At 36.1% G+C, this 19,164-nt stretch carries 19 protein-coding genes; 3 read left to right on the forward strand and 16 right to left on the reverse strand.

Annotated features, from left to right (window positions below; genetic code table 11):
* Positions 1–14 precede the first annotated feature (14 nt).
* Positions 15–2,090, reverse strand: a complete 2,076-nt coding sequence (locus tag HN643_00440; protein ID MBT7500125.1) for an acetate--CoA ligase family protein — start codon at positions 2,088–2,090, stop codon at positions 15–17.
* Positions 2,091–2,116: 26 nt separating this feature from the next.
* The gene (pduL, locus tag HN643_00445) at positions 2,117–2,683 is read right to left on the reverse strand and encodes a phosphate propanoyltransferase (GenBank protein MBT7500126.1); all 567 of its coding nucleotides are present in this window, start codon (positions 2,681–2,683) and stop codon (positions 2,117–2,119) included.
* A gap of 193 nt (positions 2,684–2,876) precedes the next feature.
* Here pduL and HN643_00450 point away from each other — a divergent pair, with 193 nt between their 5' ends.
* Positions 2,877–3,563 carry a bifunctional (p)ppGpp synthetase/guanosine-3',5'-bis(diphosphate) 3'-pyrophosphohydrolase gene (locus HN643_00450; protein MBT7500127.1) on the forward strand — a complete coding sequence of 229 codons (687 nt, stop codon included), beginning with the start codon at positions 2,877–2,879 and terminating at the stop codon, positions 3,561–3,563.
* Positions 3,564–3,621: 58 nt separating this feature from the next.
* On the opposite strand, the gene HN643_00455 is transcribed toward HN643_00450, so the two are convergent.
* From HN643_00455 to HN643_00495, 9 genes are all read right to left on the reverse strand, one after another.
* Positions 3,622–4,602 carry a carbohydrate kinase family protein gene (locus HN643_00455; protein MBT7500128.1) on the reverse strand — a complete coding sequence of 327 codons (981 nt, stop codon included), beginning with the start codon at positions 4,600–4,602 and terminating at the stop codon, positions 3,622–3,624.
* A 104-nt stretch (positions 4,603–4,706) separates the two neighbouring features.
* Positions 4,707–4,985, reverse strand: coding sequence for a hypothetical protein (locus HN643_00460; GenBank protein ID MBT7500129.1), 279 nt, complete (start codon positions 4,983–4,985; stop codon positions 4,707–4,709).
* Between the two features lie 518 nt (positions 4,986–5,503).
* Positions 5,504–6,889, reverse strand: coding sequence for a glycine--tRNA ligase (locus tag HN643_00465; protein ID MBT7500130.1), 1,386 nt, complete (start codon positions 6,887–6,889; stop codon positions 5,504–5,506).
* Between the two features lie 90 nt (positions 6,890–6,979).
* Positions 6,980–7,537, reverse strand: a complete 558-nt coding sequence (gene frr / locus HN643_00470; protein ID MBT7500131.1) for a ribosome recycling factor — start codon at positions 7,535–7,537, stop codon at positions 6,980–6,982.
* 108 nt (positions 7,538–7,645) lie between these two features.
* Positions 7,646–8,713 carry a hypothetical protein gene (locus tag HN643_00475; protein MBT7500132.1) on the reverse strand — a complete coding sequence of 356 codons (1,068 nt, stop codon included), beginning with the start codon at positions 8,711–8,713 and terminating at the stop codon, positions 7,646–7,648.
* A gap of 98 nt (positions 8,714–8,811) precedes the next feature.
* On the reverse strand, positions 8,812–9,855 hold the full coding sequence (locus tag HN643_00480; GenBank protein ID MBT7500133.1) for a DNA polymerase III subunit delta': 1,044 nt from the start codon (positions 9,853–9,855) through the stop codon (positions 8,812–8,814).
* Between the two features lie 24 nt (positions 9,856–9,879).
* Entirely contained in the window at positions 9,880–10,974 is a 1,095-nt protein-coding gene (locus tag HN643_00485) for a glycosyltransferase family 4 protein (GenBank protein ID MBT7500134.1), read from the reverse strand.
* Positions 10,975–11,079: 105 nt separating this feature from the next.
* Positions 11,080–12,087, reverse strand: a complete 1,008-nt coding sequence (locus tag HN643_00490) for a rod shape-determining protein (protein MBT7500135.1) — start codon at positions 12,085–12,087, stop codon at positions 11,080–11,082.
* Between the two features lie 105 nt (positions 12,088–12,192).
* Positions 12,193–12,723 carry a hypothetical protein gene (locus HN643_00495; protein ID MBT7500136.1) on the reverse strand — a complete coding sequence of 177 codons (531 nt, stop codon included), beginning with the start codon at positions 12,721–12,723 and terminating at the stop codon, positions 12,193–12,195.
* Between the two features lie 186 nt (positions 12,724–12,909).
* On the opposite strand from HN643_00495, the gene HN643_00500 reads away from it, so the two are divergent.
* Complete coding sequence (locus HN643_00500; GenBank protein ID MBT7500137.1) at positions 12,910–13,185, forward strand: hypothetical protein; 276 nt, start codon at positions 12,910–12,912, stop codon at positions 13,183–13,185.
* Positions 13,186–13,228: 43 nt separating this feature from the next.
* Here HN643_00500 and HN643_00505 read toward each other — a convergent pair whose 3' ends face one another.
* The 3 genes from HN643_00505 to HN643_00515 all read right to left on the reverse strand — a co-directional run bounded on the left by HN643_00505 (position 13,229) and on the right by HN643_00515 (position 16,846).
* Positions 13,229–14,188, reverse strand: coding sequence for a tRNA-dihydrouridine synthase (locus tag HN643_00505; protein ID MBT7500138.1), 960 nt, complete (start codon positions 14,186–14,188; stop codon positions 13,229–13,231).
* A gap of 93 nt (positions 14,189–14,281) precedes the next feature.
* Complete coding sequence (locus HN643_00510; protein MBT7500139.1) at positions 14,282–15,655, reverse strand: cysteine--tRNA ligase; 1,374 nt, start codon at positions 15,653–15,655, stop codon at positions 14,282–14,284.
* Positions 15,656–15,682: 27 nt separating this feature from the next.
* A complete protein-coding gene (locus HN643_00515) occupies positions 15,683–16,846 on the reverse strand; it encodes a hypothetical protein (protein ID MBT7500140.1) in 1,164 nt (387 codons plus the stop codon).
* A 110-nt stretch (positions 16,847–16,956) separates the two neighbouring features.
* Between HN643_00515 and HN643_00520 the strand changes: the two genes are divergently transcribed.
* Positions 16,957–17,475, forward strand: a complete 519-nt coding sequence (locus tag HN643_00520; GenBank protein MBT7500141.1) for a hypothetical protein — start codon at positions 16,957–16,959, stop codon at positions 17,473–17,475.
* Between the two features lie 78 nt (positions 17,476–17,553).
* On the opposite strand, the gene dnaJ is transcribed toward HN643_00520, so the two are convergent.
* Both dnaJ and HN643_00530 read right to left on the reverse strand, forming a co-directional pair.
* Entirely contained in the window at positions 17,554–18,651 is a 1,098-nt protein-coding gene (gene dnaJ / locus HN643_00525; protein MBT7500142.1) for a molecular chaperone DnaJ, read from the reverse strand.
* 2 nt (positions 18,652–18,653) lie between these two features.
* Positions 18,654–19,082 (reverse strand): hypothetical protein, encoded by a 429-nt coding sequence (locus HN643_00530; GenBank protein ID MBT7500143.1) that lies wholly within the window; start codon positions 19,080–19,082, stop codon positions 18,654–18,656.
* Positions 19,083–19,164 lie beyond the last annotated feature (82 nt).

Consider the following 19,164-nt stretch of genomic DNA (forward strand, 5'->3'; position numbering starts at 1 on the left):
GTATTAACCAATGTTTATACTAATATTCTAACATCTACTACGTTTAATCCTTTTTCACCAACAAAAGCTGGATTAATATCCATTTCCTGAATTTCCGAAAAATCAATCGCTAACTGCGAAATTTTAAGGATTGTATTTTCAATTGAATCAATATTACAAGCCTTCTCACCTCGAACACCCGTTAAAAGTTTGTAGGATTTAATTTCCTGTACCATTTTTTTAGCCTGTTGCTTACTTAATGGCGCTAACCGAAAAGCAACATCCTTCAAGACTTCTACATAAACCCCACCCAAACCAAACATTATTAATGGACCAAACTGTGGATCTCTTTTTAAGCCAAATATAATTTCCTTACCACCTTTTACCATCGGTTGAAGTAACACTCCATCAATCTTAGCATTCTTCTTATATTTTTTGCAGTTCTTAAGTATTTCATTATAAGCTGTCATTACTTGCTTTTTATCTTGAAGTTTAATCTTCACACCGCCCGCATCCGACTTGTGAATGATATCTTTTGAAATCACCTTCATGGCAATCGGGTAGCCAAACTTTTCTGCGAATTTACCCGCCTCAACTGAACTTGTAGCCAAACCAGAATTAATAACCGGAATATCATAAGCTTTTAATATCTTTTCACATTCCTGAAAATCAACTGAACCGTCTGCTTTGTTTAAAATTTTCTTAATTTGGTTTTTCTTATTTTCACTGACTTGTATTTTCACAAAGCTTTGCTTGGTTTGATTATTTTTATTATACAAATAAAATTTTTCTAATGATCTTACCGCTGTCTCAGGATATAAATAATGAGGAACATTATTTTGTTCTAAAAGTTTTATACCAGAATCTACTTTTTGACCACCAATAAAGCTAGTCACAATCGGCTTTTTTGTTTTCTTGGAATACTCAATTATAACTTCTGCTGTCTTGTTTATTTCTGTTACAGTTTGTGGAGTTAAAATTGTAATTAAACCATCGACACCCTTATCATTCAAGACTGATTTTATCGCAACTTCATAACGGTCCGCTCTGGCATCTCCAATAACATCCACCGGATTATGAATATTTGCAGTGCTAGGAAGTTCTTTTTTTAATTTTGCAGTTGTAGCCTTTTGAAATTTCACTAACTCCAAACAAGAATTAGCAATAGCATCTGTAGTTAAAACACCAGGTCCACCAGCATTCGCAACTATAGCAACTTTATTTCCAACCATTTGATAATCACCAGAAAAAAGTTTTATTAAATTAAACAAATCTGCTAGCCCTTCCGCTCTAAGTGTATTAGTTTGAGTGAAGGCAGCATTCACAGCTTCGTTAGCTCCAGCTAAAGAACCTGTATGTGAAGCAATGGCTGCCTGTCCTTCTGCGGATTGTCCTGATTTAACAATTATCAAAGGCTTTATTGCTGATAATTTTTTCGCTAATTTCATGAACTTCTGGCCATCAGCAAAGCCCTCCAGGTAAGCCAATACAACTTTAGTTTTCTTATCTTTTATAAAAAATTCAATTAAGTCATTTTCATTAATGCCACTTTTATTCCCTAAACTTATAAATCTAGAAAATCCGAAATTTTTTAACCTAGCCCAATCCAACATGGCGGTGCAAATTGCCCCAGACTGGGACATAAAAGCTACATTACCCGGAGAAATCATACCTTCGGCAAATGAAGCATTTAAATTAATAGTTGAATCAAGTAATCCTAAACAATTCGGACCTAAAATGTTGATTTTATACTTTTTCGCTGTGGCAATTAATTGTTCTTCCATTTTTTGGCCTTGCTTACCCACTTCCTTAAAACCTGCAGTTATAATAATAGCATTATGAATCCCCTTTTCCCCACATTCAATCAATACTGAATTAACAAACGGAGCTGGAATAACAAAAACAGCCAAATCTACTTTGCCTGGTATTTCTTTTACACTTTTAAAAGCTTTTAAGCCAAGAATTGCTTTGCTTTTTAAATTTATTGGGTAAATCTTTCCTTTAAACTTATAATCGATTACGTTTTTTAAAATTGTATAGCCCAGTTTTTGTTTTTCACCTGAGGCTCCAATTATTGCAATTGATTTCGGACTAAAAAAAGAATTCAGCATACTTAAACAAAATTTAAATATAATTTTTAAATCACTAATTCGCCCTCTCCCTTTCCCTCAATGCCAGCGGCATTAGCTTCGTCAGTGTCAATTACAAAAACGAAATCATAATCTTCAGCAACTCGGATTTCCACTTCTTCAAAAACTAGGGCCCTTGGTCCATCAATCTTGATTTTGACTACCTGACTATTGGTAAGATTAAGTTCTGCGGCTCTGTTAGGATTTACCTTTACATGTCGCTTAGCAACAATTAAACCTTCTTCTAATTCCAATTCCCCCTTCGGTCCGACTAATTTAATTGGTCCTGAACGGATAATTTTACCTGACAATCGTAATGGTGTTTTTATACCTAAATAATGACTGTCAGTTCGAGAAACTTCAATTTGTGTATGCCCACGACATGGTCCAATTACTCTAACGTTTTCTAAGCTTTTTTTAGGTCCAACCAAAGTAATTGTATCAATACTGGAATATTCACCTGAAGATAAATCTTTTTCCTTTTTTAATTCATATCCTTCACCAAAAATTGCATCCAAATCAAATTGAGTTAAATGAGCATGACGAGCTGAAACTTCAACTTTTACATTTATCATATTTTTTTCTTTTATTAATTATAATTCCAAAATCCTCCAAATAATCATATTTGAACACTATAATATTGAATTTCATATATATTATATCATTATATGGTGATTATTTGAAGTTGATAACTTAATGTTGACAAATAAGCTCTTTTCACCTAAAATATTATATAAACACAGTTCCTTACAAGTCTGGAGGCTTATCATGAATGCTAATAATTCACCATCTTACGATGAATTTTTTGCTAAAGTTAAAGAGAAAATCTCTGATGAACGTTGCCGTAATTTCATTGAAGCTTCCTACAAAATGGCCAAGGAAGCACACCGTCGTCAAGTTCGCGACGATGGTGAACGATACTTTGAACACGTCAAAGCTGTCGCATGGATTTGTTTAACAGAAACAACCATTACTGATCAGCTTCGTTTAACTATTATTGTTTGTGGAAGTTTATTTCATGACATGCTTGAAGACACTTACATGTCAAAAGTCCGTCATTTAAAAATCATGTTTGATCATTTTCATCCGGAAATCACCAAAGTTGCGCATGAATTAACCAAAGTCCCCAAGAAAAGACAACCTGATATTTTAAAACGCTGGGCGAGAATGTTATCCAGTAATTCAACCCCAACAAAAATAGTCAAACTAGCTGACCGGCTACACAACCTGAGAACCTTACTGCACTGCCGTCACGACAAAGCAATACGAAAAATCCATGAAACTAGAGACATTATTCTGCCTTGGGCTCGCGATCATTCTAAACTGGACAAAACCACCAACATGCATCCCAATCATCGTACAATGTTCAAAAGAGAAATCAATGGCCTGGCAGACAAAGTTGAGCAAGAGCTTATTGCAGTTGAGAAAGAACTTTCAGCTCTTCCCGTTCCCTAAAAACCAAAAACGTCCCCAAGCAACAGCAAGGGACGTTTTTTTTATTATAATATATTTTTTATAACTTTATTTTCAACAAACCATTTTGCGCTCCAACTCTGTAAAGAACAAAAGCGCTATTACGAATTCCCAACTTCAGAGCCTTTTCAAAATTATCCCATTTAACCAAACCGGCCACTAAACCTGAGGAAAAAGAATCCCCTGAACCAACGGTGTCAACAATTTTACTTTTCACTCCTTGTGATGGCATATAATAATAATTACCAGTATCATCTATTGCTGCTACACCTCGAGCGCCTTGTGTGACAACTACTTTATTTGGCCCAAAACTTTTAATAGTTCTTAATAAATACTTAGTATCTTTTAATTTAGCCTTTGGGGTTCTTGGTTTTTCGCTTTTAACCAACTGAGTAGCTTCATCTTTGTTCAAAACTAGAAGCTCAATCTCGGGCAAGAACATTCTCATTTTGTCATGTTCTTCCAGTTGCAGAGAACCTGGATTCCAAGCAATTTTAACATTACGCTTGGTTTGTCGAACAACTTTATCAAACTGCAAAGCCCAATCATGACTGGTCAGAGATGAAACATAAAACCATTTAGTTCGAAAGTTTCGTAAACCAAATACTTCCAAATGATTGCTTGCACCCTTGTGAGTAAAAATTGTATGTTCTCTATCCTTAACCGCCGTCATTATAATAGAAAAACCAGTTCTGTCTTCTTTGGTAACTCTAACCAAGTTCGAACTTATTCTTAAACCCTTAAGGTATGAGTAAATTTCTTTACCAACCTGATCATTACCAAGTGAAGCCATCGGCGCCACATCCAGTCCGAAATTTTTTAAACCAACTGCCACGTTCAGAGCACCACCACCATAATTAACAAACACTTTATTGATTGGTAGCTTCGCACCATATTCAACGGTCATTAATTTTTCTCGCAGTGGATCTTTTTTGGGATTTTTTATAATGTCAATTTCGTTACTGTAGAACATTATATCTTTAAGTGCGCTACCAACTGTAACTACATCAAATAATTTCATATTTTGTTTTTTATATGTATTTTTGTGTTTAATTTCAAATTTATTATACCATAAAAACAAAAAAAGGAACAATTATATTGCTCCTTTGTCTTCTATTTTCTGACTTAAACATTCCAGTTCTCTTCTTTTGGTTGAACTACGTCGTTCTGTCCCCAGTCTTCTTCTTCTGGCTGAACCAGCTTATTTTGTCCCCAGTCTTCTTCTTCCAGGCTACAGTTGCAAATATGGCCAGAGACCTGATTCATGTCATATTCGACACGATGTTGATTCTTTCGTTTTCCGAATATTAGTCTGCCAATCACGAAATAAATCACGATACCAACAAGCACTAGAAACATTCCAAAACTGAAATGAATCTGTCCACAATGCGCCAATAAATACATTTTCTACCTCCAGAAAAAGAGCCATTTGAACTGTAAATAATTTAACATATTTACAAATTTCATGCAAATTTACCAGACTATTGACAAAGCATGTGCGTTATGCTATAATCTTATGTATTATGTAAGATCATTAATAACAATGCCAAGGAGAAACAAATGCAAACGGATCAAGCCGTTATGACAGAAGAAAATGAGGATCCCTACAAGGATCTATCTACTAGTCGAAAATTTGCAATCCAAACGCTTATAGTCATTAGTTGTGTAGCCTCAGGACTCGGGATGCTCTGCATGCTCACAATCAGAGAACTATCTTTGGTTCCACTACTGCTCATTGGTTTTGGCAACTTAGCCCCAATGATCGCCCTTCCTTTGCGCCCCAAAAAAGATATAACAACTGGTTCCTATGCTTCAGCCATAATAAGTTTAATGGTTGCATGCATTTACCTCTACTTCGCGCTTATGATAATCAACTAGCTACCACAAAAGTAGGAGTTCAAACCTGAACTCCTACTTTTTATTTAACTAAGTTTTTCTGTAAAATATTGTTCGAGCTTGTCAATTTCTATCCGCTCCTGCTCCATTGAATCCCGATCGCGGACAGTGACTGTATTATCTTTTTCAAGAGTGTCGAAATCAACTGTTATACAATATGGAGTACCGATTTCATCTTGCCGACGGTATCTTTTACCAACATTACCGTTATCATCGAATTCGCAAACCCATTTTGTTTTCAGGATATCAAATATTTCTTTGGCTTTTTCAACAAGCTTTGGTTTGTTTTTCAAAAGGGGAAAAACCGCAACCTTCACAGGCGCTAACTCTTTTTTCAACTTCAGAACCACCCTTTCTTCATCACCAACCTTCTCTTCAGTATAAGCGTCAGACAAAACGGTAAACAAAGCACGATCTAAACCAGAAGATGTTTCCACCACCCAGGGTGTATATTTTTCTTTTGTTCGCTGGTCCGTATAACTCAAATCACAACCAGAGAATTTACTATGTTGAGTCAAATCATAATCAGATCTATTGTGAATACCCTCAATTTCACTAAATCCAAAAGGAAATTCATATTCAATATCCCAAGCCTCTTTGGCATAAAAAACTAAATTTTCATGCTCATGCCAACGCAATTTTTTTTCATTTATTCCCAGATCATGAACATAAAAATCCCATCGCGCCTGCTTCCACCTTGCATACTCTGCATTAGCTTCCTCAGGTTGAACAAAATACTGCATTTCCATCTGTTGAAACTCTCGTGTACGAAAAATAAATTGGCGGGCTGTGATTTCATTTCGAAAAACTTTTCCTACTTGAGCAATTCCAAAGGGAACCTTGACTCGACTGGAATCTAAAACATTTTTAAAATTAACGTAAATTCCCTGGCAAGTTTCACCACGCAAATAAGTTGGATCTTCATCCAACCTACCAGTAAAGTTGCCTAAATTTGATTTTACTAAGAGGTTGAAACTTCTAGCATCTGTAAAATCCTTTGATCCACAGCTAGGGCACTTAATCTTATCCTTATTTTCCTTGAATAATTTATTAATCTCTTCTTCTGACATTTTTTCATCAGCAAAGACATCTATCGCTTCTAATAAATGATCCACTCGAGAACGAGCATGACATTTTTTACATTCTGCCAACGGATCAGAAAAACCGTTCACATGACCACTGGCTTCCCACACTTTTGGAGACATAAAAATTGCTGAATCTAAGCCGACAATATTTTCTCGGCTTTGGACCATGTTTTTCCACCAAGCATTTTGAATATTGTTCTTTAATTCAACTCCATATGGACCATAATCATATACAGCGGCCATACCACCATAAATTTCCGATGATGGATAAACGAATCCCCGCCTTTTACTAAAACTTATAATTTTCTCTAATGTTTTTTCACTCATATGAAATAAACAAGCTTTCTTAAAGCCCAAGAAGATAGCTCATGCATCTCCTTTCAACTTTATAAACTTGATAAACTTTTCATTACTCAATTAAACTGACATTATTTCTTTTTCTTTATCCTCTGCTAACTCTTGTAATTGCTTATTTAATGTCTGAACCTTTTCATCCAGCTCTTTGATATAGGCATATTTATCATCTTCTGTGATTTCGTTGCTCTTCTCACCTGAAATGATTGCCTCTTTTACCTTTTCCCGAACTGAACGCACAGCCACTTTGGCTGCTTCTAATTTTTCATTCATACCCCTAACCATCTCTTTACGGTTTTCTTCAGTCATTTGTGGAACGGTAACTCTCACCAAGGTACTTTCTCCAGACACACCAACACCTAAGTCAGCGTAAGTAATAGCTTTTTCAACTTCTTTTAATAAATTTTTATCCCATGGCTCAACTGTCATAACCCTAGCCTCTGGAACAGAAATACTTGAAAGCTGATTTATAGGAGTTTTCACCCCATACGCATCAACCAAAATATTTTCAAGCATCGCTGGATTTGCTCGACCTGCTCGAATTGTCGCTAACTCTTTTTCAAAATGCTCATTTCCTTTTTTAAAATCCCCCTCATGCTGTTCAATGTATTGATTTGACATATTTCTTAAGCGAGACCAGCGAGATCAGCGAGACCAGTTTAAATTTTTACTCGTCTTGCTTGTTTAACTTGTCTTGCTTGTTTAACTTGTTTTACTTGTCCTACTTTCTTACTTTTGTTCAACAAACTTAGCACCAACAAAGATGTTAGCTGTTTCCTTGGGATGAACCATTATTTCTCCAGCAACACGAGTAGTTGGCATTTGTTTAATTACCCAATTTTCTCCACCATCCAATGTTTTGTATATAGCTGAATTAGTACTGTAGTAAATATAATTTTCATTAGTTGGATCAATCTCCAAAGAATAAATAACTTCTGCACCTGGCGGAGTTACAAGTTTAACTTCAGCCCAAGTTAAGCCTCCATCTAAACTACGCAAGACACCATATTTATTGGCATATAAAATCAAATTTTCCTTACTCTCGGAAACTTCAAAATCATAATACTTTTTTGCTCCACTAAAATCTTTCATAGCCTTATTTAGACCTGTCCAATCATCACTATCAATATCTTTTTTATATAAACCTGTTCCACTCACACCGACATAAAGTCGTCGACTATCAAAAGAATCAACCACAATTTTCTTTACTCTGCTCGGAAACTTTTCTAGCATTTTCCAACTCTGACCACCATCAGAAGTTTGTAAAAAACTACCATCAGACAAACCTGCATAAATAATAGTTGGATTATACCAATCAATCTGCAAGGCAGATACTATTTTCTCAGAACTATCAGTGAAATACATTTGTTTCCAATTACGAGCGCAATCTTCGCTCTTGAAAATGTTATTACTGACGGCCGCGTAAAGAGTGCATTTATCCTTGGTGTTGATCACAATGTCATAAACCAAACCAGCTGGTAATTTCGAAGACTTCATCCAGCCCAATCCCCGATTGTAGGAATAAAACAAACCATCTCCCCTAGTGGCTGCATACATAGCCTCCTGATCACTTGGATCAAAACGCATAAGATAAATGTCTGTATCAGAAATTGTACCAGGAGTTTCACCTGGAGTCATTAAATTGCTACGGTTCTTCCATGTTTCGAACCGATCATCAGTCATAAATACACCACCAAGGTTTGATTTTGTTGTTCCTGATTTTTTCAATTTAATACAACCTGTAGTGCCAAAAATTAATACACCGACAACTAAAAGTAAAAAAAATTTCCTCCTCATATTTTTGATTTCACGAACCCACAAAATCACTAAATCACGAAACCATTACCGTAAATGCATTTTGTGTTTTTGTGTTTTCTGTGTTTTCGTGTTTTATTTTATATGTTTAATAATAAATTCTCTAATAATAATCGCGGATTTACATTTTGTAATAACAACCTTTTTGCTTGTTCAATTTTTCCTAAAAACCCAGACAATCTTTTTACTGAATATTTATCTCTAAACTGCTTCAACTCCTGAACTAAAAATTGATTAGTCAATAAATCATCACGATAATTAACTGTCAACAGAACGTCTCGAGTTAAAGCAGATAAGTAGTCAAGTTTTTTAATTATTTCTTCATTATTTGTCTTTTTACCTACCATCTTTTCAATAAATTGAAAGCGATCAATTATACCCGAACCCAATAGTTGTAATAGTTCTTTATTAATGAATTGATATTCTGTAAGCTTGTCTTCCTTGTTGAACATTTTCATGGCCATGGTCGGTCTCCCCTGAGCCATGCTCGCCAATTCTTTAGCTAAATTTCTAGACGCACCCCGGCCCAATAAATAATCATAAATAGATTGCCGTGTAACTGGCAAAAATTTAATAAGTTGAACTCGGGATAAAATCGTAGACAACAAAAGATCTTTACTTGGACTGATTAAAATTATAATTGTACGCGGGGTTGGCTCCTCTAGAGTTTTGAGTAAACAATTACTAGCTTCCTGGCTAAGCAACTGTGCCTCCGGTATAAGTACAATTTTATAAGAATTCATGAATGAGCGTTTCGCCACTTTACCTAGCAACTCCCTAATTTGCCCAACTGCAATCTGACCCTTTTTTTTACCAGTCTTTTCATTAATCTCACGTTCCACAATATAAAGATCCGGATAAATTTTTTTGTCAAACTGAACACAGGCAGAGCAAATTCCACATGGCAAAGCTCCCTTGACCTCTCGTGTCTTCTGATAATGATCATAGTTCTCACACAACAATGACTGAGCAAATTTTTTCGCAGCTGAGGTTTTTCCAACTTTTGCTGGTCCAAAAAACAAATAAGCATGTGAAATTGATTCATTAACCACATTCCTTTGTAAAAACTGTTTTATTCGCTTATGTCCGATGATTTGCCAGTTGAAATCTATTTCAGTACTCATATAATTATTTTAGCAAAATTCTTTTCAATTGCCAATTAAAAGACTTAAAGTTTGCTTTGCACACTGCTGCCAGGAAAACTGCTCAGCTTGCCGAAGGCCCTTGACCTGCAAAGACTCCTGAACCTCAGGATTTAATAAAACCTGCTCCAATCGAGCAACTATTTCTTCAGATTTTTCCGGATTGAACATCAAGGCTGCGGATCCAGCCGCCTCCGGAAGACTAGTCGTATTGGAACAAATAACCGGACAACCGCAGGCCATAGCCTCTATCACCGGGATGCCAAACCCCTCAAACAAAGAAGGGAAAACAAAAAGATCAGCCCCATTTAACCAACCTGGCAATTCCTTATCAGCAACCCAACCTGGCATAATCACTTCATTTTCCAAGTTGTACTTCTTGATATTTGCCTGCACTCGATCAAAGCCAAAAGCTCCCTTTCCTATTAAAACCAACTTATGCTTATTTTCAGGATATTTAGTTTTGAATTGACCAAAAGCTTCAACCAACCTTGGTGTATTTTTCTTTTCTTCCAATCGTCCAATGAATAAAATATATGGATCTTTAAGTTTTGGAGTTAAATTATCAAGCTGTTTGTAGTTTTCATTATCAAAACCATTTAAAACTACCTTAATTTTATCTAAAGAAATTTTATAAAATTCACTAATATCATGCTTTGAATATCGAGACACAGTAATTATCTTATCTGCGAAACGTTTAATGAAACGAATTGTGAGCCTGTGATAAAGTTTATCTGCCCATTTATATAATTCAGGAAAATGCTCAAAGCCAATATCATGAACAGTTACAACTACACGTTTCGGATTAAACAAAGGAATAGTATGCGCTGGCACAAACAAGACATCAGGTTTTTTTCCGAATAACATCTCCCAGGACAATCGACCCAAAGTCCAAAATCGCGGTAAAGGCCATTTTAAAATTTTCTCTTCGAAATTGTCTGGACACTTGGCCAAATCACCCTTCAATGGTTTGTCTGTATATAAAAAATAGCGGTTCTCCTTATCAATCTTTTTGAACTGTTCAATCAAATGATAAGAATACCACTCTACGCCTGTCTTTTTATCTTTATTTGCTCGTGAAGCATCTATCCCTATTATCATACCATTATGCGAATGTGCTAATTATATGCTAATCTACAGATTGCGAATAAATAATAATTAGCAATTCGCGTTATTTGCATATAATTAGCAAATTCGCATCATCTTTTACTTCGTTGCTAAAATTGAACGTTTATATAATTCCAAATTGTCTAGAGCGATTCCGGTTCCCTTGGCAACACACAAAAGAGCATCATCAGCCACGTAAACTGGAACACCTACAGCTCGAGAAATTAATTGGTCAATATCACGGAGTAAACTACTACCACCGGACATAATAATACCTTTATCAATAATATCAGCTGACAACTCTGGTGGTGTTTGATGCAAAACTTCCTTGACTGCCTCCACAATTCCCTGTAAATCTTTTTGCAAAGCTTCCGTCACATCATTTGAACTAATAGTAATCGTCTTGGGTAATCCCGCAATCATATCTCGACCACGAATATCCAAAACTGCTGGGCCTTCACTATACATAGCTGAACCAATTTCAATTTTAATATCTTCAGAGGTTCTTTCACCAATGGCCAAATTGTATTTACGACGAATAAACTCAGCAATTGAAGTGTCAAACTTATTTCCACCAATTCGAACTGAAGCTGAGGCCACCACACCACCCAAAGAAATAACTGCAATCTCAGAAGTTCCACCACCAATGTCAATAATCATATGCCCAGAAGCACTACCAATTGGAATATTGGCACCAATAGCTGCAGCAATAGGCTCTTTGATAATATAAGCTGCTCGCGCACCTGCCGCGATAGTAGCATCAATTACTGCCCTTCTTTCGGTTGAAGTTATACCCGCTGGGACAGCTACCATAACTTCCGGTCGAAATAATTTAATTCCACCCACGGCTTTATTAATAAAATACCGAAGCATTGCTTCAGTTGTCTTGTAATCAGCGATCACACCATCTTTTAATGGACGGCTAGCAATAATAGTGTCCGGTGTTCTACCAATCATTTCTTTAGCTTCATCACCAACTGCCAGAATCTTTTTATCTGTCATGGAAATAGCAACAACAGAGGGTTCGTTAATTACGATTCCCCTCTTTGGTAAATGCACTAAAGTATAAGTTGTACCGAGGTCAATTCCAATCTTACGGATAAACATAACATTCTTAAACTCTAATCTCCAAATCCTAAACTCTAAACAATATTCAATTTATAAAATTTAAAATTTAAATTTATCTCGGATTTAGATATTAGGATTTAGGATTTAAATCTTCCCCTCTTCTTTATCTTGTTTATATTCTAATAATCTATCAGCTTTAATTTTTGATTCTTGCTCAAGAAAATACTTATTCACACCTGGAATCATTTTTAACCATTCAGTAATCAACCGAACAACCTTGCCAATCTTTACTTTCGCTGACTCCAAAAGTCGTTCAACTGCTCTGGCCGTTTCCTCACCCTTTTGTCTAAATTCAGCTTTACGATTTTCTGGTAATTCCTTATATAAATCATCAAGACCTTCTGAAAGTATTTTTTCAATTTGCTGCAGATCTTCACTTTTAAAAGCCTTAACCTCTGACGGCTCATCTTCATTAGTGGGTTGAGCCGATTGCACAGTTGAAACAGCTGCTGCTTCTGATTCCTGAACTGGAGCAACAGCTTCTGCAGCCTGCTCAGGAGTGTTTTCACTTTCAGTCGGAGTCTCAACTACTTGTTGAACTTGAACATCTTCTTGCGGAACTTCTTGTTCTGGCAAAACGCTTTCCTGTGTTGGGGCATTTGTTTTGGTTGTCATATATTGTTTTTATTTTACTTGTTATAACAAAAAAATCAATGTCTCATTATACACAATCAATTATACTATACTTCATGGGTAAATGCAATCAACAAATTAACACTTTTTAACAAGATAATCAACCCTAATTTTAGATAAAAACTAGGTCTACATATTGACTTTTTAAAAAATATATGCTATAATGATATGAATTTAACAAAGAGGGCTAAAATGACGACTGGAAGCATGAACCTAGACACCCTGATTTGCCTTGTTATTTTCTGCGGAGTGATGTTCTTCTTTTATGAGCTGGGCACAAACGTCTTACTGCCCAAATCGTGGAAGAAAAAACTGGACAAAGCGCTGAAAAAGTTAGGGGGAAATCTGGTAAATGCAACTGGCCACGGAATGTGGTTCGTCATTACCCTCCCCTTTCGACTTATCGGAGCTATCATCCAGGCCGCCCGCAACCGATCACCTTAACCTCAACCGCTGCTACTTGAAACCTCAAGTGGCAGCTTTTCTTTTAAATGCTTTTCAAAGCTGCTTTCACCTCTGCCAAGGTTTTAACCTGAACTAGTTTTTGTCTATGTTTAGACGCACCTGGGAAACCTTTAAAATACCAACACAAATGTTTACGTAATTCAACCAAACCATGTTCACCTTTGGTTTGATAATTCAACTTGGCGTGCTCCAACGCGATTTTTTTTATTTGTTTTAAATCTGGATGATTAAATTTACCTTTTTTCAAGTAATCATTAATCTGACTAAAAAGCCACGGTCGACCATAAATACCTCGAGCTAAACCAACACCATCCATGCCAGTCAGCTCCAACATTTTTTTAGCATCTTCTGGCTCATTAATTCCTCCGTTGCCCAAAACAATTCCTTTGAATTGTTGTTTAGCCAACTTCATCATGTCATAATTAACTTCACCACTAAAAGCTTTTTCATAAGTTCGGCCATGCAACATTAAAGTGGTCACCGGCAAATCTTTAATCTTATCAATAAAATCTAACACCGTTATTTTTTCCGAACTGTTTTTTTTATTAATCGAAACTCGAGTTTTTACAGAAACGGGTAACTTGGTTGCTTCACAAACCGCCTGAACTAATTCATAGCACAAGTTTAAATCTCGAAGCAAAGTAATACCACCCTCATGTGCAACGACCTTTTTTGCAGGACATCCGAAATTAATATCAACACCATCAAAGCCAGCTTGTTCCACTATTTCCACTGCCTTAGCAATCAACTCTGGTCGTTTACCAAACAGTTGAACAACCACGGGTGTTTCCTTTTTATTCAAATCCAGCATCTGCATTGTTTTTTTTGAATCATAATACAGTGCGTCAATTGAAGTCATTTCAGTATACACAACATCTGCACCATTTTTTCGACAAAGCAAACGACAAGCAGAATCTGTTATTCCCGCTAAAGGCGCTAAAGCTATAATTGGTTTCTTAAATTTTAGCCAAAAATTACTCATAAATGTTGCTATATTGTATAAAATGATTTTTTTGATTAAATGGCGATAACAATATTACACAAAAAAAGCTGCTTTACATCAAGCAGCTCTTTATTATTTTTTCTTTATTACAGTTGAATCCGCTGCGTCTTCGATCAACCATCCCAGATCTTCAATTTCTTTTCTTAAATCGTCAGCCTTGTCCCATTTCTTATCTCGTCTAGCTTGTAAACGTTTATCAATCAAAACTTGAACTTCTGCTGGAATATTAACTTCCTCCTTATGTAAATTTTCTAAATTTAAACCGAAGACCTTATCAAAAGCAAGCAAAGTCGCTCGCTTGTCAGCATCTGAACTGTCAGATTTAAGAACATCCCAAGCAACTGCCAGCGCCTGAGGAATAGATAAATCATTGTCAATATACTCCTTGAACCTATCAAAAACAACCTGATCAACCTGGCCGTCAACTTTACCTAAATCCATAAACTTCTTTTTGAATTTATCCCAACCATTTCTAGCATTGGCCAAGGCCTCCCAACTAAAATTTAACTTACTGCGATAATGTGATGACAAACAAAAGAATCTATATACTATTGGATCAAAACCTTTATTCTCAATGGTTTGCAGAGTTATAAAATTGCCTTTTGATTTACCCATCCGACCATCATTAATTAACAAAAATTCACTATGTAGCCAATAATTAACAAAAGTTTTTCCTGTAGCAGCTTCGCTCTGGGCAATCTCATTAGTATGATGCACAGGAGTAGCATCAATCCCACCTGTATGAATATCTAAAGTTTCACCCAAATATTTCATGCTCATAGCGGAACATTCTAAATGCCAACCAGGAAAACCGACACCCCAAGGTGAATCCCATTCCATCTGGCGCTTTTGTTCCTTTGGCGAAAATTTCCACAACGCAAAATCAGTTGGATTTCTCTTTTCAGAATTAACTTCAACTCGCGCGCCTTCTTCTTGTCCTTCTAAATTTAACTTGGCCAATTTTCCATATTCCTTGGACTTGCTGGTATCAAAATAAATCCCATCTGATATTTTATAAGTAAATCCATTTTTCTCTAACATTTTTACCAGATCTATCATTTCTTGAATATGATCAGTCGCCTTGGCCCAGATTTCCGGTGAAAGAATATTTAATTTAATCAAATCTTGTTTGAATGCATTTGTATAAAACTCTGCAACCTCACTTGCACTTTTTGATTCTAATCGTGCACTCTTTTCAATTTTATCCTCACCTTCGTCACTATCTCCGGTCAGATGTCCAACATCTGTAATATTGATAACTTGTTTAACATTAAAATCATTATAAAGTAAAGACCTTTTCAAAATATCAGCAAAAATATAAGACCGAAGGTTACCAACATGGGCATAATCATAAACAGTTGGTCCACAATTATACATCGTCACCTCTTTTTCGCTAATTGGCTTGAATTCCTCAATTTTACGACTCATTGTATTATACAATTTCAACATATAATAAAACTTTATCTTACTTTACTATTTTTCGCAAGTTGACCCACTAAACCAACCCAAGTCCACAAAAATCTTAACTTGCCCCTCTCCACGAGCCAAGCCTTGCAAAGCCTTGCCAACTACAGTAGCTGGATCAACTGCTTTCATTCCCACACCTGCTGTACTGGATGCTGTAACCCAATCGCCAGGATTAATTGGGCCATTTTCTGTATTAACTTTAACCGGCACAATTCCGGCCAAAGCTACTGGTTGACCATTAACGTATTGTGCGTCATTTAATGTCATTGAAGGGGAAGTTGAAACTACCCCAATAACTGTTGCACTTCGCTTTGTTGCTTTAATTAATTCTAATTGCTGATTAGTCGCGACAATTTCACCCGCGTCTACCCTTTGCGCCATTGTTAAGGCTTCAGCTAAATCACCACAACCGCTGCAACCACTCTGAACAGTTAAACCTCCATTAACATATACATTACCCTCAAAATGAGCAGCTAATTGTTTTCCATACGCTTTTAACCCAACATCAGTTTTTCCCAATTCAGTATAACTGGTGACCTGTTGATGAGAATTTAGATTTGCAGCTCTTAAACCTATAGGTTGTCCATTATCAAAATATGTCAGAGAAGTTTCACTGCGCTTTCTATTACTTGAATTGACTAAAATCGAAGTTAAACCTTTTTCCTTTGCCTGGATACTCAAACCTGTACTATTACTCCCGACAGAAGCTCCCAGGTCCGAACCAAAAATATAAGCGCCGGTAGCGCCACTATATATGAAAGCGCCGACCCCAGTTGTTGCATAATTCATTGCCCTAACACCTGTTGAATTGGAACTATAAATTTCAGTATTAAATCCTATGCTAGCATCCTTTTTTATATTCGAGTAAAATGAAAACTTTGGCATTCCCATAAAAGTCGAAATACTTTGATCGCTATTATTTACTTTAATTCCACCATAAACACTTTGTTTAATTGCCAAGGAATAACCAGACCCAGGATCTGCACCCATGAGACCTAACGAACCTTGTTTAATCTGCTTGTTAACACTAATGTTTAGTGGTGGCTCAACATTGCCCGCAGGTGGAGATTTAATCGGTTCTGTCCAAGCAGAAGCTTGATTCAACATTAAGACACAACCAAACGAGGTTGCTAAAAACACAAAAGCTAACATGAAATATGTTTTCTTCATACTTGACCGTTTTTTAGTTTTACAATTTTCTTCTCATTTAATTATACCATCATTTAACTTAAGTCACAATTTATGTTATAATTTTATGGCTGATTATTAATTATAATTCTATGAACAATCTTTTAACTTGGACAATTGTTATCATTTTAATCATAATGGTTGGTTTTATCTGTTTACTAGCTGGAATCTATGTTGGGAAAAATATTCTAGCAAATGACAAAATTGAACAAGCTCAACAAGTTGCGGTTCAAGAATTTGCAGAGCAAGTCAAACAACTACCAGTTTTTAACTTGATGCCCAGTCAACCAGATGATTTAATTCACGCTACAATCAAATCTATTTCCAATCAAACCATAACTGTTGCCTCTGAAATAAGAACTATTGATGATATTATAAAAGACCAGCCACGGGAATTGAAATTCAAAGTTACGCCAAATACTAAAATTTTCTATATTAAAATTAATCAGGATATTGCCTTTTCAGAAGGACTAGACTTCAACTCAATTGCCCAGGAAATGCCACTTGCACTGGAGGACCTACAAATCAATGACCAAGCATCTATCAAGATTAATCCACAAGACAAAGACAACCCTTTGATTAATGCACTAGAAATTAAAGTAAACCGATAAACTACAAAAAAAACTTCCACCTCGTCATTCCGAACTCGATCCGGAATCTAAGGTGGAAGTTTTTTTATTTAGATAATTTTAATCTTCCTGCTTCAACTCTTGCAATAATCTTTTCTGTCTTCTACTTAATTTTTTAGGAACTTGAACTTCAACCTCAACATATAAATCACCACGTCCAGGTGAATTCAAATAAGTAACGCCTTTATCACGCACTCTGAATCTAGTCCCTGGTTGCGTTCCAGCTGGAATCTTGAGACTAAGTTCACCGTCTAAAGTTTTCACATCAATCTTATCGCCCAGTGAAGCCTGAACAAATGAAATTGATTCTTTTACATGAATGTCATTACCATGTCGTCTATACCTACTCTCAGCCTTAACATGAACCCTCACATACAAATCTCCTGGATGACCACCATAAGGGGCAGCATTGCCCTTGCCAGTTAATCTAATTGCGGAACCACCTTCGATACCGGCAGGGATTTCCAATTCAAGACTTTGTTTTTTTCTAGCAACTCCCTGGCCACTACACTTAGTACATGGTTTTTCAGCTTTTTTACCCTCGCCATTACACTCCTGACAAACACTTGCAGTCTGAAATGCACCTAACATAGTTTGCTGTACTTTACTAACCTGTCCTTGTCCCTTACAAGTAGTACAAGTTTTGATCGGAGTACCAGGTTCAGCCATGTTTCCATTACAATGCTCACACTTTACAGTTTTGAATAGTTCAACTTGCTTTTTTATACCAAAAACTGAATCCTTGAAACTTATTTGTAAATCAATTTGAATATCTTCACCGTGACTTTGTTGCCTAGAACGAGACCCTCCACCAAAACCAAACATATCACCAAAAATATCTCCCAAATCCAATCCACCAAAATCAAATTTAACACCCCCGCCACCGCCACTTCTAGCCTGCCGCATAAAATCACCCCAATTCATACCACCGCCAAAGCCACCTTGTTGGTCAAATGTTGTACCATACTGATCATATTGTTGACGTTTTTCTGGCTTTCCAAGGACTTGATAAGCTTCATTTATTTCCTTAAATTTGGCTTCATTGCCGGTTTCCTTATCTGGATGATGCTTATGTGCCAATTTACGAAAAGCGCGCTTAACTTCATCTTGAGTAGCGCTTTTATCAATTCCTAAAATTTTGTAATAATCTTTTCCCATATTTAACTTTTCTGAAAATAATTAAATTCTTTTAACTGTTCTTCAACTTCAGTTTCCGTTAAAAAGAAATTCTCACTTTCATCTTCTTTAATTTGAACCGGATCTGGGTTTTGAAAATTGAACTCATCAGATCGAATAGTTTTAATTTTATTTTTTCGAGCAATGTATTTTAATTCTTTGTCTGAGGTGACCAAAATGTAATATGACGGATTATCGCATGTCTCAACGATTTCGGCAATAGACTTATCCGCATCACCTGCAAATTCTACCTGAACAAGTTCGGTGTTCAAGTTTTCATTTGAATAACCATCAAACACTATTTTTGCTCTCTTTTTACGGTAAACACAAAATTTGTTCAGAGATGAAATTAATTCTTCTCGAGTATCAAGATCTGTAGAATATAGTAGGTTGTAACCGTCGACTAAGTACATAAGTGATTACTGAATTTACCTGCCTGCCGGCAGGCAGACTGATATACTGATGAACCAAGGAATAATTGCCAAAGTTGGCAGT

The sequence above is a fragment of the Candidatus Falkowbacteria bacterium genome (assembly GCA_018674305.1).
Taxonomy (GTDB): domain Bacteria; phylum Patescibacteriota; class Patescibacteriia; order UBA11705; family JABHMO01; genus JABMRF01.

Coding starts and splice junctions, on each gene's coding strand:
- HN643_00440 (MBT7500125.1), bottom strand. CDS start 2,090: ATGCTGAATTCTTTTTTTAGTCCGAAATCAATTGCAATAATTGGAGCC.
- pduL (MBT7500126.1), bottom strand. CDS start 2,683: ATGATAAATGTAAAAGTTGAAGTTTCAGCTCGTCATGCTCATTTAACT.
- HN643_00450 (MBT7500127.1), top strand. CDS start 2,877: ATGAATGCTAATAATTCACCATCTTACGATGAATTTTTTGCTAAAGTT.
- HN643_00455 (MBT7500128.1), bottom strand. CDS start 4,602: ATGAAATTATTTGATGTAGTTACAGTTGGTAGCGCACTTAAAGATATA.
- HN643_00460 (MBT7500129.1), bottom strand. CDS start 4,985: ATGTATTTATTGGCGCATTGTGGACAGATTCATTTCAGTTTTGGAATG.
- HN643_00465 (MBT7500130.1), bottom strand. CDS start 6,889: ATGAGTGAAAAAACATTAGAGAAAATTATAAGTTTTAGTAAAAGGCGG.
- frr (MBT7500131.1), bottom strand. CDS start 7,537: ATGTCAAATCAATACATTGAACAGCATGAGGGGGATTTTAAAAAAGGA.
- HN643_00475 (MBT7500132.1), bottom strand. CDS start 8,713: ATGAGGAGGAAATTTTTTTTACTTTTAGTTGTCGGTGTATTAATTTTT.
- HN643_00480 (MBT7500133.1), bottom strand. CDS start 9,855: ATGAGTACTGAAATAGATTTCAACTGGCAAATCATCGGACATAAGCGA.
- HN643_00485 (MBT7500134.1), bottom strand. CDS start 10,974: ATGATAATAGGGATAGATGCTTCACGAGCAAATAAAGATAAAAAGACA.
- HN643_00490 (MBT7500135.1), bottom strand. CDS start 12,087: ATGTTTATCCGTAAGATTGGAATTGACCTCGGTACAACTTATACTTTA.
- HN643_00495 (MBT7500136.1), bottom strand. CDS start 12,723: ATGACAACCAAAACAAATGCCCCAACACAGGAAAGCGTTTTGCCAGAA.
- HN643_00500 (MBT7500137.1), top strand. CDS start 12,910: ATGAATTTAACAAAGAGGGCTAAAATGACGACTGGAAGCATGAACCTA.
- HN643_00505 (MBT7500138.1), bottom strand. CDS start 14,188: ATGAGTAATTTTTGGCTAAAATTTAAGAAACCAATTATAGCTTTAGCG.
- HN643_00515 (MBT7500140.1), bottom strand. CDS start 16,846: ATGAAGAAAACATATTTCATGTTAGCTTTTGTGTTTTTAGCAACCTCG.
- HN643_00520 (MBT7500141.1), top strand. CDS start 16,957: ATGAACAATCTTTTAACTTGGACAATTGTTATCATTTTAATCATAATG.
- dnaJ (MBT7500142.1), bottom strand. CDS start 18,651: ATGGGAAAAGATTATTACAAAATTTTAGGAATTGATAAAAGCGCTACT.
- HN643_00530 (MBT7500143.1), bottom strand. CDS start 19,082: ATGTACTTAGTCGACGGTTACAACCTACTATATTCTACAGATCTTGAT.